6 protein-coding genes are annotated in these 15,965 nt (G+C 60.9%); 3 read left to right on the top strand and 3 right to left on the bottom strand.

Annotated elements, in window-relative coordinates:
• A complete protein-coding gene (locus AC3ISG_RS22585; protein WP_122625568.1) occupies positions 1-1,743 on the bottom strand; it encodes a potassium/proton antiporter in 1,743 nt (580 codons plus the stop codon).
• 265 nt (positions 1,744-2,008) lie between these two features.
• On the opposite strand from AC3ISG_RS22585, the gene AC3ISG_RS22580 reads away from it, so the two are divergent.
• Together AC3ISG_RS22580 and AC3ISG_RS22575 are read left to right on the top strand one after the other, a co-directional pair.
• Positions 2,009-4,600 (top strand): dermonecrotic toxin domain-containing protein, encoded by a 2,592-nt coding sequence (locus AC3ISG_RS22580; protein ID WP_489298011.1) that lies wholly within the window; start codon positions 2,009-2,011, stop codon positions 4,598-4,600.
• A 96-nt stretch (positions 4,601-4,696) separates the two neighbouring features.
• Positions 4,697-8,080, top strand: a complete 3,384-nt coding sequence (locus AC3ISG_RS22575) for a dermonecrotic toxin domain-containing protein (RefSeq protein WP_489298010.1) — start codon at positions 4,697-4,699, stop codon at positions 8,078-8,080.
• Between the two features lie 55 nt (positions 8,081-8,135).
• Here the strand turns inward: AC3ISG_RS22575 and AC3ISG_RS22570 are convergent, their stop codons facing one another.
• A complete protein-coding gene (locus tag AC3ISG_RS22570; RefSeq protein WP_489298009.1) occupies positions 8,136-9,938 on the bottom strand; it encodes an acyl-CoA dehydrogenase in 1,803 nt (600 codons plus the stop codon).
• Positions 9,939-10,069: 131 nt separating this feature from the next.
• Positions 10,070-14,023 (bottom strand): trifunctional transcriptional regulator/proline dehydrogenase/L-glutamate gamma-semialdehyde dehydrogenase, encoded by a 3,954-nt coding sequence (putA, locus tag AC3ISG_RS22565; protein ID WP_489298008.1) that lies wholly within the window; start codon positions 14,021-14,023, stop codon positions 10,070-10,072.
• 432 nt (positions 14,024-14,455) lie between these two features.
• Here putA and putP point away from each other — a divergent pair, with 432 nt between their 5' ends.
• A complete protein-coding gene (gene putP, locus AC3ISG_RS22560) occupies positions 14,456-15,940 on the top strand; it encodes a sodium/proline symporter PutP (protein ID WP_489298007.1) in 1,485 nt (494 codons plus the stop codon).
• Positions 15,941-15,965: the final 25 nt, after the last annotated feature.

Raw genomic sequence — 15,965 nt, 5'->3', positions numbered from 1 at the left:
TTAAAGGAACAGCGCGGGCCCCGGGCTGCTTCCTTCGGGAAATCTGACGCCCACTTTGAGGATCTTGTTCCCGTCCATAACTGCGACGGTCCAAATAGTTCCGTTCCATTCGACCTGGTCGCCCACGATCGGCGCGCCTCGATTCTTCTGAATGATGAACTGACTCAGCGGCATGCCCGGATCCAGCCCATCGAGTTTCAAACCGTAAAGTGCCGCGACAGCCCCCAGCTCAGCGTCTCCCTCAAGAACGAAGTCACCGAAGAAGCGCAGATCCAGACCGCGTTGCGGCGCCTGACTGAACAGCTTGCCGAGGGCGGGAAGGTCGTGTTCGTGGCCGATGACGCAGAGCAGATCGCCCACTTCCAGCACCGTACTACCCGACGGATGGAGCAGTTGTTGACCCCTGAACAAGGCGGCAATACGTGTGCCCTCTGGCATTTTCAGCTCGCGCAGTGCGGCACCGATGCACCACTTTTCGGCGCCAAGGCGATACACGAACAGTTCCCACTCGCTGGTGACATGCACTTCCAGCGCGGCGCGGGAAATCGGCGCCGGATCAGGCGGTACCGTCACTTTCAGCCATTTCGCCACCCACGGCAGGCTCGTGCCCTGAACCAGCAGCGACACCAGCACGATGAAGAACGCGAGATTGAAATACAGCTGCGCATGGGGCAGGCCGGCCATCAGCGGGAACACCGCCAGAATGATCGGTACCGCGCCGCGCAGACCGACCCAGGCAATAAAGGCTTTTTCACGGCGGTGGAACACCCGGAAAGGCAGCAGGCCGGCCAGCACCGACAGAGGGCGTGCCACCAGAATCATCCACAGCGCCAGGCCCAGGGCCGGCAGCGCAATCGGCAACAGGTCATGGGGCGTGACCAGCAGGCCGAGCACCAGGAACATGCCGATCTGCGCCAGCCACGCCATGCCGTCAAGCATGTGCAGAATGCCGTGGCGGCTGCGAATAGGCTTGTTGCCCAGTACCAGACCGCACAGATAAACCGCCAGGAAGCCGCTGCCGTGAATGGCGTTGGTCAGTGCGAAGACGACGAGACCGCCGGCGACCACCAGGATCGGGTACAGGCCGTTCGCCAGATTTATCCGGTTGACCAGTTGCAGCATGATCCAGCCGCCGCCCAGCCCGATGATCCCGCCAATGCCGAATTCCTGAACCAGATGGCCCAACAGGCTCCAGTGCAGGCCGGTCTGGCCGCTGGACAGCATGTCGATCAGCGTGACCGTTAGAAACACCGCCATCGGGTCGTTGCTGCCGGATTCGATCTCCAGGCTGGCGGTCACCCGCTCGTTCAGGCCTTTGCCGCCCAGCAGCGAGAACACAGCGGCGGCGTCTGTGGAACCGACGATGGCGCCGATCAGCAGGCCCTGAATAATGTTCAGGTCAAACAACCAGGCGGCAACCATGCCGGTCAGCCCCGTGGTGATCAGCACCCCGACCGTCGCCAGCGACAAGGCGGGCCAGAGTGCGACCCGGAAACTCGCCACCCGCGTGCGCAGGCCGCCGTCGAGAAGAATGACCGCCAGCGCGAGATTGCCGACCAGATAGGCCGTCGGGTAGTTATCGAAGATGATGCCGCCGCCATCGACGCCGGCGACCATGCCCACGGCAAGGATGATCACCAGAATCGGAATGCCGAGGCGGGAGGACAGCGAGCTGACCAGGATACTTGCACCCACCAGCAACGCGCCGATCAGGAACAGGCTGTTGATGGTCGTGGCATCCAAGGGCGGTACTCCAGAAAACGAATTCAAACAGACGAGGGCGCGAACTGACCATGCAGTCCGCGTGCCAAGGGATTTAACCTGTTGAATTGCTTGGCTGTCAAAGCGTAATTCCAGATGGGCAGGCTAATGGCCGTGCCAACGGGCCTGTTACTCACAGGCCGCTGATGACATCCGTTCCCGGATGACAGCAGCAATACATATTTATGCCAGCCAGCGCTGCGAACTCTGATCACTTCTGAATTCTATTTCAGGAGAAGTGATCACCATGAACGCACAAGCCCACCTATCACCCGAATCGGACGAACGTCAGCTCAAAAAAATGGCGAGCCGTTACGTCACCGATTACCCCGATCTCAATGCGCTGGCGAGGTCCGCCGCCCAGAGCATCATTTTCAGGCACACGGGTAAACACCTGGACCCCGATCATGTGTATTGGCATCGGTTCTCCAGCGCCAGCAGCAGTTCTCGGTCCTTTACCGGATGGCAGCACGCGGGCGCTACGGTGACGTCCATGACAATGACCGAACTGGTGATTCGTCGTTTCAATGCAAGCGAGCAGCAAGCCCCCGACGAGCTCACGGTGTATGGCGGTTTCTACACCGACGGCCCGCAGCATGGCTTTTATGACGAGCGCAATGAAGTGCGCATGCTTCCGGCAGAGGTGCTCAACGATTTCTGGACCCTCGATTTCAGCGCGGGCTACCGGCGCCAGATGGACAGGTTCTGGGCGCAGCACAGCGACAACTTCTGCGTGCTGGCCAAAGTTCGATACCTGGCCTCTGCTGGAGAAGCCCTGAGCGGAAACCATCTGTCGGCAACGGATTTCGGGATGCTGCGTAGCGTGCTGGCGAGCGGGCCGGGACCTGTAACCCTCGCCCAACTGCGCGGGCCAATGCCTGCGACGTCGGCCGTGTCAGTGTTTCATCTGGAGTTGGGCGGCTTCAAGGCTCGGGACATTCTGCGTATCGTCGATCAGAGCGGGCGTCAGATCCTTTATGTCTGCGGTGCGCAAGCGCCGTTCTACTGTTTCGATACCCACCACCAACTGTACGAATGGTTGAAGGCGCAGTTCCTTTCCATCAGGACTCGGGCGGCCTTCTGCGCCCGTTTTCTGCATTCGGCCAGTGACTGGGAAACGCACCGAGCTGAATTCCAGCGCGATGTGGCTCGGCTGCTGAGCAATGATCACGACGACCATGGCGCCAATCGCCTCGTCAATCGCGGGGCTGAGCCGATTTCGGGCGATGCGTTCGTCTATCTTCGTGATGTCGCCCGCCATGACATGACTTCCGACGCCACTACCTTGCTGACCGATAACAGCGATCTTCGCAAGCAGATCTGGCTCGGCTATCTGAATGCCTTTCTGTCGGTATTCGGCAATCTGGCGCCGCTGGGTTGGCCGCTGGCATTGGCTGTGGTGGGCGCGAGCCTGATCAGCACGGGATTGAATATCGATCAGGCGGTCAACGGTAAAAGCGCCGAACAACGCAGGCGGGGCATTCTGGGTGCCATCGCCAGCGCTATTTATCTGTTCGTGAACCTGCCGCTGCTGTCGCGCATGGGGGCTGATGTCAGGGAGCCCATGACGGCCCGAACCTCGGAGGGGCTGAGCGCAGGTGCCGATGCAATGCCGACCCCCGTGGCCACCGATCCGTTGTTGGGCATGAGCAACAACGTTGTCCTTGAATCGCTGACGCCGGTCTCGGAGCAAGGGCGCTACCAAGGGACATATGGGCTGAGCAATGGCGAGACATGGGCGGTCGTCGAAGGGCAGCCGCGTCGTTTGACCTTCGATGAAGGCCTGGGCAGCTGGGTCATGGTCGATCCGCAGAACCCGTTTGCGTTCAATGGCCGATGCCCGGTTCGATTCAATGGGCAAGACCGGTGGGAACGGCTTCCGATCCCGGGCCTTGCTGGCGGTGCACCCATGGAGACCGGCGCTCTGACGATCACGCCGCCGCCCGTGGCGCCCGTTGCCAGTGTGCAATCGGCATTCTGGGATCGCTTCATGCAACTCAACCTCTTCGATGAGCACCTTTATTCCGAGGCGGCGCTGGCCCGGCAAAAGGCAGTTGTCGAGGTGTTCTGCATGGAGCCGCAAGAAGTGGTCGCCACCGACTCCGAAGGTGAAGACGTACATTTTGATCAGTGGGGCGCCAAACATCGCGTGTTCAAGACCGCAGACGGTGAATACGTCGGCTCTACCATCAGGCATTACACCCACGAAGACGATGCGTATAACCAGTTTTTGCGAACCGGCGTGGCGATCTATTCCGATCAAGTCGCGCTGGTGCAAAAGCTCGTAGAGGACGTCAGCACGCTGGGGTACAACAATGACGTCGCGCTGTATCGCGGCGGCAGTGGGGCGCGTGGTACCTCGGGCGCCTTCTTCCGTACCGGTGACGTGACCGTAGGCGATGTGCTGGTCAACACCGACATCACCTCGTTCAGTGAAAACCCCTATCAGGCGCGCACTTTCGCCAGCACTCAGGCAGGCGCCCATGCCAGTGCCACGAATGCGCCGATCCGCTTTGACGACACCAGCGTGGTGTTCGTGCTGCCGGAAAAACAGTACTTGAGCGGAGCACCCATCGCGCCGTTTTCCGCGAGTCCGGACGAGGCCGAGGTTATTTTTTTACCCGGTCACTATTTTCAGATCGACAGCATCGAGCAAGTGGTCGGGACCTTCTACCGGTTCATGAAAGTACAACTGCGCGAAGTGAGCGGGCCGGTCTCGGGTCGGAAATTGCTCGAGATGCGCACCGCAGAGCCTTTCACTCGCCAGGGTTATGCGGCGCGACTGGGAGGCGCCGGGCGGGTGCTGATCGATCGTTTTTTCCCTTCTCAACAACCATGAACTGCCTGCTCATTTCGTAAACAATAATTATCTATTGCCACCCCGCGTGCCTGTTGGTGAACGCTACGGCTTCACTCACTGACAGGATGTCGGGTTATGAAAGACAGAAAGGATACGACCGCGCTGGAGCGCAGAGCTGACGAGCTTCGGCGCAGTCGCGACATTTCGCGAGTCTCGGGCTGGCATGGCCAGAGAGGCGAGGACTGGGATAACGATGGATGGACAAAGCCGTGGGAACTGCGGGATGAAAGCGGATGGCTGATTGAGCCGGCGCCCGGGAACGAAGTCGACGCTGACGCCACGCTGCTGAGCGACTGGCTCGGTCAGCAGCACGTGCGCTATGAATCGCCGCGAGAATACGCGCGCGCTCAGACACAGGGCTTCCTGTTCCAGCATTTGCTGGAGGATACCGATCCGGACGAATTGCTGATCACCACGTTGTACATCAACGGCCAGGACGCTGCGCCCCAAAGAGCCAATATCGCGTATTCCATGACGCTGACTGACGCGCTCATGTGCAATTGGCAGCAGAGCGGTAACGGGCAATTCCTCGATCACCTTTCGGCGCTGCGCCATTACCGCAAGGGTGGCTATCCGGTGCAGATTTCCTCTGCGCCGCTGGAGTTGTGGGATTGCTTTGCCTATGAAGCCATCTACCGCAAAACCAGCCCCCAGCGTTTCGACGCATCCACTCAGGTGGAATTGGACCCTGTGGCGTTCAAGGCTTATGTCTGGGACGCGGATCTGCAGGCGCACTATCAGGCCACACTCACGCGTTTCTGGACCGAGCACGGGGCTGACTACAATCTCTTGATCAAGGCTGCCTTGCTGAAGTCTGCGTATGTGCAGCAGGCCGAAGGGTCATTGAGCATTGAAGACAGGTCGCTGGTGTTGCGCGGCCTCGGCCTCGATCCTGCTCAGGCCTGGGAAGCGTTGACGTTCAAGCACTTCGCGGATGCGCCGCTTGCGCACGACGTCACGATCCGTGAACTGGTTCTGTACCGGTACGTCGCCACTGACATCATCGTACTGCGAGATGAGCGGACGGATCGGCTCGTGATGTACATCCCCGGCAATTCCTCGCCCCTGCACGGATTTGCAGACCTCCCGGCGCTTGCCGACTGGATCGCGCTGCAATGCAAAGATGCGCGTCGGCGAAAAGCACTGCAGCGCCACTTCAGGCTTGAAGACGACCCGGACGGACTGTTTTACAGCGGCATTCAGAAAACCCTCGCGGGCCTGGCGGCCTACCCGCACTTCCTTGACCAAGCCACCGGTTACTGGAACCCCTCCAGCGAGGTGCACCTTGGTGCAGCGCTTTCTCCCTGGCCGTTTTCGCACTTCAAACACAATTTGCAGACGCGTCTTGAGGCAGATGGCCGCCAATTGATTCGCAACCGTGCCGAGCACAACAAGGAGGTGGCAGCGCAAGCCCTGAGTAATGCCATTGCCGCCACGGGCGCAGTCGCGATGGTGGAGCCTTACTTGTGGGTGCCTTTGGCGGCGATGTCGCTGGCGTTGATGGGTCTGGGGGCAGATGAGGTCATTGAGGGCCGGACCCTTGAGGAGAAGAAAAACGGCACGGGCCGCATTGTCTTCGGCGTTTTGAATGCGGTACCGGCGCTTGCCGAGGGGGCTGGGACAGCAAGCCGTTTGCTGGGCGCAGCTGCGCGTATCGGGGATCAGGCAATACCGGGAGCCGCGGATGAGCTGGCAAGCGTGGTCGGAGCCCGCACCGAGGCCGAGCGAACTGTGGCGCTCGCCGGGCAACAACAGGCCCATGCCCAGGGGATTCAGGAGGTTCTTGAGCACGCCAGCCAGTCCCCTGAGGAAAGGGACGCGCGCCTGATCGTGGAAGAGCGCCAGAGGCTAGCCATCAAAAGCCAGCATGCCGCACGCTACGACAGCGCGATTGCCTTTGGGGTTGAGCCGCAAGGGCTGCGAGCACTGAGCCCGGAACTTCGCACGTCGCTCGCCCGGTTCGAATACAACGCGCCACTGGATCCGTCGGGCATCTGGACGACCGATGAACGTGGAGCGGTTTATAAGGTGAGCAACCCGGGAACCGGTAAACCCCTTTATTACGCTCGCGTGCATTCAAAGCTCTATCCCGTAGAGCCCGTCCAGGCGGCCGGCCAGTACCGCATTTACGCGCCTGACGATGCGCGGCTCAAGGGGCCATACGTCAAGCGGGTTAAAGGTTTTTACTCCGACATTGACCTGAGCCCCGGTCTGCGAGGCGGCGACAGCTTCATCGAAGAGTTGCCCGAGGTCGTATTGCCCGTCGGGAAGGATGAAATCGTGCTGACGCGCGCCCAGCCACCCGTCACGGTGGAGATCCCCATGGACGGCATCGAAACGAGGTGGGTAGAGGACGAGGGGGGAAAACAGAGCCCCCGGTACTTTGCCAACACCGCTCCTGGGGGGACGAAGGTCATTTACAACGCTGAGGTGGCCTGCTGGGAGTCAGGCAACGACACTTTTCTCTGGCTGGACAACAAGGGCCGCTGGCGTACAGGGACCGAGAAAGCCTATCTCAAAGTAAGGGACAGCTTGAAGCTGGACGTGCGTAACGTGTTTTACACGTTTCGGCGCTTGCCGGGCTTGCCTGCCAATCCGCAGCCCATTGAGCAAATCGTTCATCAGGTGTGGCTGGGTCGGCGTCTGCCGGGCGAAAAGATCATTGAAACGATCAAATCCAATATGCGCATGAGCCCCGAGCTCAGGTTCACGCTGCATGTTGATATCGACGACACGGCAGCCGTGGAAGGCCTGTCCCCCCACGCGCAACTGCACAATGCGTTCGCCGACTTTCCCAACATGACCATTTCCAGGCTGCAGGACGAGCCTTTCTTCGAGGGGTTTATGGGCGATCCGCACACATCGACAGCGTTTTCCTGCTTTCGCCGGGGGGAGTTTGAAAACTTCGCAGCGGCCTCGGATGTCTTGAGGTACCGCTTGATCAGGGAGTACGGCGGTATCTACGTGGACTGCGACGACGTCATCGGTCGCTCTTTCTCGGGCGCCGAGCTGCTGGCGGGGCCGCATGACGTGCTGGTGGGCAGCACACTGGAAAGCCCGACGCTGTCGTTCAAAGGCCCCGGTAACAGTCATTTCGCGAGCCGGCCCGGCAATCCAGTGTTCAGGCAAATGGAACAGGAAATTCATACCCGCTTCGCCACACAGCAGGCCAACCTGGAAGCGCTGGCGTCGGCACGGCATCAATCCAGCGCGGCGATGGCTGCCTACATGACGCAGATCTCGGAAGTCACCGGTCCCACGCTGTTTCTGGATGTGCTCAAGGAAACCCGCCCCGACTATGCAGACATCCTCGACGACGGATTCGAGATTGATACCAATGTTTACTCGTCCGAATACTACGAACGCCTGAATCAGGTGAAGGCGTTTTATCGCCCGTTCGCTTCACGGTTCAGGATTTTCCCGGGCACCGAAAACTCCTGGAAGGCACCGGGGGCGTGACCCGAACGTGATTGCAGGTGGGTGGTTTACGGTTTCGGCCCGGCATGCGGCGAGCTTAAAACCATTCGCCCTGCATCGACAGGCACGCATCATCCCGGCGCTCGAGAATCGCCAGTTCATGATGGCAACCCGGTACTTCCCATGTCAGGAAGTACCGGGCGGCCTGCAACTTGCCCTTGTAGAAGTCGGCATCGGCTTCGTTGTTCTTCTCCAACCCCTCTTGGGCGCGGATCGCTTGCTCCAGCCAGCGCCAGCCAATCACCGCATGCCCGAACGCTTTCATGTACAGCGCGGAGTTGGCCAGTGTTGCGTTGACCTTGCCCTGGGTCAGATCGGTCAGCAGGCCGAGGGTCACCGCTTGCAGACGGGCAACCAGTTGCTCCAACGGTTGTCGCAATGCCGTCAGCAATTCATGGGCCTGGGCCCGCTCGCAAGTGTCAGCGATCAGGCGAATCAGTTGCTTGAGACCGGCGCCACCGTTCTGCGCCAGTTTCCGTCCCAGCAGATCCAGCGACTGAATGCCGTGGGTGCCTTCATGAATCGGGTTCAGGCGATTGTCGCGGTAGTACTGCTCCACCGGGTAGTCGCGCGTATAGCCGTGGCCACCGAGAATCTGGATCGCCAGTTCATTGGCCTTCAGGCAAAACTCCGAGGGCCAGGACTTGACGATGGGCGTCAGCAGGTCAAGCAACTCGTGGGCATTTTTACGTACGTCCTCGCTCTCGCCCGTCTGCGTGTCGTCGAACAGCCGAGCGGCGTACAGGCCGAGGTCGAACGAGCCCTCGACGTAAGCCTTTTGCGTCAGCAGCATGCGTTTGACGTCGGCGTGCTGAATGATGGACACCGGCGAGCCGTCCGGTGATTTGCTGTCAGGCAGTCGGCCTTGCGGACGTTCGCGGGCGTATTCCAGCGAGTACAGGTAACCGGCGTAACCCAGCATGACTGCGCCCATGCCGACACCGATACGTGCCTCGTTCATCATCTGAAACATGCAGCTCAGGCCCTGATGCGGCTTCCCCACGAGATAGCCGACGCAATTGCCGTTATCCCCGAAGTTCAGTGCCGTGGACGTAGTGCCGCGCCAGCCCATCTTGTGAAACAGGCCGGCGAGGATGACGTCGTTGCGCTCGCCGAGGCTGCCGTCGTCGTTAATCAGAAACTTCGGGACGATGAACAGGGAAATGCCTTTCACGCCCGCCGGCGCGTCGGGCAGTTTGGCGAGGACCAGATGAACAATGTTTTCAGAGAGCGGGTGATCGCCGCCTGAGATAAAGATTTTGTTGCCGCGCAGACGGTAGCTGCCGTCTGCGGCGGGTTCGGCGCGGGTGCGGATGTCCGATAGCGACGAACCGGCGTGGGGCTCGGTCAACGCCATGGTGCCGAAGAAGCGGCCCTCGATCATCGGTTGCAGAAAGCGCTGCTTTTGCTCGTCGGTGCCGAAGTTTTCAATGAGATTGGCCGCGCCCATGGTCAGGAACGGGTACGAAGCCGTCGCGGCATTGGCGGACTGGAAATGGGCAAAGCAGGCCTGAGACAGCAGGGTCGGCAGCTGCATGCCCCCCGCGTCGAAATCGCGAGCGGCGTTGAGAAACCCGGCTTCCAGAAAGGCGTCCACGGCCGGTTTCACTTCCGGAATCAGCACCGCTGCGCCGTTCTCGTAGCGAGGTTCGTTCTCGTCGTTTTTGCGGTTGTGGGGCGCGAAGTATTTCTCCGCGATGTTGCGCGCCGTGCTGATCGCTGCATCGAAGGTTTCCCGGCTGTGCTCGGCGAAACGTTCGCGTTGGGTCAGCGCCTCGGCGTCCAGCACTTCATACAGCTCGAAAGCCAGGTTGCGGGAACTGAGCAGCGTCTCGGACATGGCGGCGTACCTTTCTTGAGAATGCCGTCGAGTCTAGGTGGGCGGGGAGGGGGTGAACAGGATGATTGATGCGGGTGATGGGGCGATCAAACGGGGGGAGACGCAGGTCGGATGACCTGCGCCCCCTGCGTTTATCCGATTGTCATGAGGCTCGCGTTACCGCCCGCTGCTGCGGTATTCACGCTCAGCGCACGCTCTATCACCAGGCGTTCCAGCGCGATGTTGGTTTCGCCTTTGGACAGACCGTGAACGCCGATGATAGTGCCGCTGCGTTGAGCGACCTGTTCGCAGATGGCGCGCAGTTGATCGGAATCACCGTGGTGCAATACCGCGTCGATGGCAACCTCGTCCTTGTTCCAGTCGGCGATCAGCTTGATGCGCGACTGAACGTCCTTCGGCAAGCGGTTACGCAGTGACTTGCCCGGCTCACCGTCCGGCACGATCGCTGTACTGCCTACCGCCATCACGGCGGCCAGTTGCGCCAACAGATCCGTCTCGTCCTCGGCCAGGCACAACACGTGTTCACGCGGCAGGATGCTGTAGCTGTTGCGCTCCCCGGTTGGGCCCATGAGCGTGCGGGTCACCCCGCTTTGGGATTGCTCGGCGAACTGACTGCACAGCGCTTCCAGTTCGCTGAGTTGTTGGCTGCCTGCCCAGGCCCTGAGCGCATTCAGTGGCTTGAGCATCGCCTCTTGCATTCGGGTGTCCGGCGCCTGTTGCGCATCGCGGGCGGCAAAGGATTTCTGCACGGCATCGGCGGGACGCGTCGACAGCAAACGGTACAGGTACAGCGGGCCACCGGCTTTCGGGCCGGTGCCCGACAAGCCTTCGCCACCGAACGGCTGCACACCCACCACGGCGCCAACGATGTTGCGGTTCACGTACATGTTGCCGGCGTTGACGTTGTCGATCACCTTGGCGATGGTCTCGTCAATGCGCGTGTGCACGCCCAGTGTCAGGCCGTACCCGGACGCGTTGATCTGCGCGATCAGTTGATCCAGTTCACGGCGCTTGTAGCGCACGACGTGCAGCACCGGGCCGAAGATCTCCCGTTGCAATTCGTCGAAGCTGTCCAGCTCGATCAGGGTCGGCATCACGTAGGTGCCGCGCTTGATCTCGTCGCTGTCTGCGATGGCGACCTGATACACAGTGCGGCCTTTGTCGCGCATGGCCTGAATGTGTTTCTCGATACCGGCCTTGGCTTCCTGGTCGATCACCGGGCCGATGTCTACCGACAGGCGCTCCGGGTTACCGAGGCGGCTTTCGGCCATTGCACCTTTAAGCATCTCGATGACGCGATCAGCGGAATCTTCCTGCAAGCACAGCACACGCAGCGCGGAGCAGCGTTGACCGGCGCTGTCGAACGCCGAGGACACCACATCGATGACCACTTGTTCGGTGAGCGCCGAGGAGTCGACGATCATCGCGTTCTGGCCACCGGTTTCGGCAATCAGCGGTATCGGCCGGCCCTGGGGGTCGAGACGGCCGGCGACGTTACGCTGCAGCAAGCGGGCGACTTCAGTGGAGCCGGTGAACATGACGCCCTTGACGCGATCATCGCCGACCAATCGTGCGCCGACGGTTTCACCGCGGCCCGGCAGCAGTTGCACCACGCCTTCGGGAATACCGGCTTCGAGCAGAATGCGGACGGCCTGCGCGGCAATCAGCGGGGTCTGTTCGGCGGGTTTGGCGAGCACCGGGTTGCCGGCCGCCAAGGCCGCGGCGACCTGACCGCTGAAAATCGCCAGCGGGAAGTTCCACGGGCTGATGCACACCACAGGGCCCAACGGACGGTGAGCGTCATTGCTGAAATCGTTGCGTGCCTGCACCGCGTAGTAGCGCAGGAAATCCACGGCTTCGCGCACTTCGGCGATGGCGTTGGCAAACGTCTTGCCGGCTTCGCGGGCGAGCAAGCCCATCAACGGTTGTATCTCGGCTTCCATCAGGTCCGCGGCGCGCTCAAGGATGGCGGCACGTTCGGCGGGCGGCGTCGCTTGCCAGATCGGTCCGGCGCTGAGGGCGCTGAGCAGGGCGTTATCGACGTCTTCCAGGCTGGCTTCCTGGACGTGGCCAACGACGTCACGCAAATCGGACGGGTTCAGGACCGGCGTTTCAGTGCCAGCGCTGACCGGGCTGCCCAGCATCGGCCCGGCTTTCCAGTCGTTATGCGCGGTGGCGAGCAGGGCCGAAGACAGCGATGCCAGACGGTGTTCGTTGGCCAGATCGATGCCGGCGGAGTTGGCGCGCGCGCTGCCGTACAGGTCGCGCGGCAATGGGATGCGTGGATGCGGCAGGCCGAAACCGCCTTCCTGGGTCGCCATGCGCTCGATGCTGGACACTGGATCGGCGACCAGTTCCTGTATCGAAATTGATTGATCGGCAATACGGTTGACGAAGGAGGTATTGGCGCCGTTTTCCAGCAGTCGACGCACCAGATACGCCAGCAGCGTTTCATGGGTGCCGACCGGGGCGTACACGCGGCACGGTCGATTCAGCTTGCCGTCGGCGACTTTGCCTACGACCTGTTCATACAAAGGCTCGCCCATGCCGTGCAGGCACTGAAATTCGTACTGACCTGGGTAATAGTTCTGACCGGCGATGTGGTAAATGGCCGACAACGTGTGGGCGTTGTGGGTCGCGAACTGAGGGTAGATGACTTCCGGCACCGACAGCAATTTGCGGGCGCAAGCGACGTAGGAAACGTCGGTGTAAACCTTGCGCGTGTAAACCGGATAGCCTTCCAGGCCCTCGACCTGAGCGCGCTTGATCTCGCTGTCCCAATACGCGCCTTTGACCAGACGGATCATCAGGCGATGGCGACTGCGGCGGGCCAGGTCGATCACGTAGTCGATCACGTACGGGCAGCGCTTCTGATACGCCTGAATGACAAAACCGATGCCGTTCCAGCCGGTCAATTGCGGCTCGAAGCACAGGCGTTCGAGCAGGTCCAGGGACAGCTCCAGGCGGTCGGCTTCTTCGGCGTCGATGTTCAGGCCTATGTCGTATTGCTTGGCCAGTAAGGTCAGCGACAGCAGACGCGGGTACAACTCGTCCATCACGCGCTCGTATTGCGCCCGGCTGTAACGCGGGTGCAGGGCGGACAACTTGATGGAAATGCCCGGGCCTTCGTAGATGCCACGGCCGTGGGAAGCTTTGCCAATCGAGTGGATGGCCTGCTCGTAGGACGCCAAGTATTTCTGCGCGTCATGCTCGGTCAGTGCCGCTTCACCGAGCATGTCGTAGGAATAACGGAAACCTTTCGCCTCGAACCTGCTGGCGTTGGCCAAGGCTTCGGCGATGGTTTCACCGGTGACGAACTGCTCGCCCATCAGGCGCATGGCCATGTCCACGCCTTTGCGGATCATCGGCTCGCCGGACTTGCCGATGATGCGGCTCAGCGAGGAGGTCAGGCCGGCCTCGTTGTGAGTGCTGACCAGCTTGCCGGTCAGCAGCAGGCCCCACGTGGCGGCGTTAACGAACAGCGACGGGCTGTTGCCCAGATGCGGGTGCCAGTTGCCAGTGCTGATCTTGTCGCGGATCAAGGCGTCGCGGGTGCCTTTGTCGGGGATGCGCAGCAGGGCTTCGGCCAGGCACATCAGCGCCACGCCTTCCTGGGATGACAGCGAGAATTCCTGGAGCAGGCCCTGGACGATACCAGCGCGGCCGCCGGCGCTCTTCTGGTTGCGCAGTTTCTCGGCAATTGACGCCGCGAGCTTATGGGTTGCATCGGCCATCGGGGCCGGCAGGCGCGCCTGCTCGATGAGCATGGGCACCACTTCAGGCTCGGGACGGCGGTAGGCGGAGGTGATCGCGGCGCGCAAGACCGATTGGGGAAGGATGCTTTCGGCGAATTCAAGGAACGCCTGATGGCCATTGTCGGCGGGCAGGTCACCTTGGTCATCGGCATCTTTGCCACCCTGACCACTGAGTTCATTCAGGGTCGCACCGCCCTCAAGCTTCTCCAGGTAATTGAAGATCGCCTGTTTGATCAGCCAGTGGGGCGTCCGGTCGATGGACTGCGCAGCTGTTTTCAAACGCTCGCGGGTGGGATCGTCGAGTTTGACGCCGAGGGTGGTGGTGGCCATTTCTTATCCTCATGACAGCCACGGTCATGTGGCTAAGCTGCGGCAAGATTAGCTGCGGGATCGAAAGGGTGCAACCGGGTGCAACCGCTTTTTTCGAAGTGTTTCCAAAGTGCACTGTGTTGAGTCGTAGTGGATTCTTTTTGCTCGGTTCGAGAGCCTGCCCGGCCGAGCCCCTAACCGGGGGCTGCCCTGCAAATGCGGGGCGTATGGCACTTTGATCTAAATTGTAAAAAAGCCTCGGAATGCCCCTTTTCAGGTTGCACCTGCGCCGAAGTGTCCTCTAGGATGCGCCGCTTTGGTGCATTCAAGCGGTGTGCAGCGGCAAGTCCTTTTGCCAGCCCGCGACGTACGCGAGCGTTTGAACGCGAACCTGATGCCTCAGGAGACCTTCGCCCTGCTCGCGCCTATAAAAACAACGCCGGAACCTAACCGATGAGTGTCAGCAACCCTACCTTGATCACCTTCGTGATCTACATCGCCGCGATGGTCCTCATAGGACTCATGGCCTACCGCTCCACCAATAATCTCTCGGACTACATCCTTGGCGGGCGCAGCCTCGGCAGTGTGGTCACGGCGCTTTCGGCCGGTGCATCGGACATGAGCGGCTGGCTGCTCATGGGCTTGCCGGGCGCGATCTACATGTCAGGTCTATCGGAAAGCTGGATCGCCATCGGGCTGATCATCGGCGCCTACCTGAACTGGCTGTTCGTTGCCGGCCGCCTGCGGGTTCAAACCGAGCACAACGGCGATGCGCTTACCCTTCCGGATTACTTCTCCAGCCGCTTTGAAGACCACAGCGGTTTGCTGCGGGTGATTTCGGCCATCGTGATTCTGGTGTTCTTCACGATCTACTGCGCATCCGGCATCGTCGCTGGCGCGCGTTTGTTCGAGAGCACCTTCGGCATGTCCTATGAAACCGCCTTGTGGGCAGGCGCTGCGGCGACGATTGCCTACACCTTCATCGGCGGCTTCCTGGCAGTCAGCTGGACAGACACGGTGCAAGCCACCCTGATGATCTTCGCGCTGATCCTCACGCCGATCATCGTGCTTTTGGCGACGGGCGGCATCGACACCACGTTCATGGCGATCGAAGCGCAGGACCCAAGCAACTTCGACATGCTCAAGAACACCACCTTCATCGGCGTCATTTCGCTGATGGGTTGGGGCCTGGGCTACTTTGGTCAGCCGCACATCCTGGCGCGCTTCATGGCCGCTGACTCGGTCAGGTCAATCGCCAAGGCGCGTCGCATTTCCATGACCTGGATGATTCTCTGCCTGGGCGGCACTGTCGCCGTGGGTTTCTTAGGCATCGCCTACTTTTCGGCGCACCCGGAGGTGGCGGGCCCAGTGACTGAAAACCACGAGCGCGTCTTCATCGAACTGGCCAAGATCCTGTTCAATCCATGGATCGCCGGCGTGCTGCTGTCAGCCATTCTTGCGGCGGTCATGAGCACGCTGAGCTGTCAGTTGCTGGTGTGTTCGAGTGCGCTGACCGAAGACTTCTACAAGGCCTTTCTGCGCAAAAGCGCGTCCCAGACAGAGTTGGTGTGGGTCGGCCGGGCGATGGTGCTGTTAGTGGCGCTGATTGCGATCGCCCTGGCCGCGAATCCTGAAAACCGCGTGCTGGGTCTGGTCAGCTATGCGTGGGCCGGATTTGGCGCAGCGTTCGGGCCGGTGGTGCTGATCTCGGTGATCTGGAAAGGCATGACCCGCAACGGCGCATTGGCAGGGATTCTGGTGGGTGCGATTACAGTCGTGGTGTGGAAGCATTTCGAACTGCTCGGCCTGTACGAAATCATCCCCGGCTTCATCTTTGCCAGTGTCGCCATCGTGGTCTTCAGCGCTGTGGGCAAAGGCCCGACGCCGGGCATGCTGACGCGCTTCGCAGCTGCAGAAAAAGAGTACAGGGCGGCATAAGGGCTGCCTGCTCATGAGCCCGGGC

The sequence above is a fragment of the Pseudomonas sp. GL_135 genome (assembly GCF_057834665.1).
Note: the sequence above shows the minus strand (reverse complement) of the source record. Positions and strands in the feature narration are given on the sequence as shown.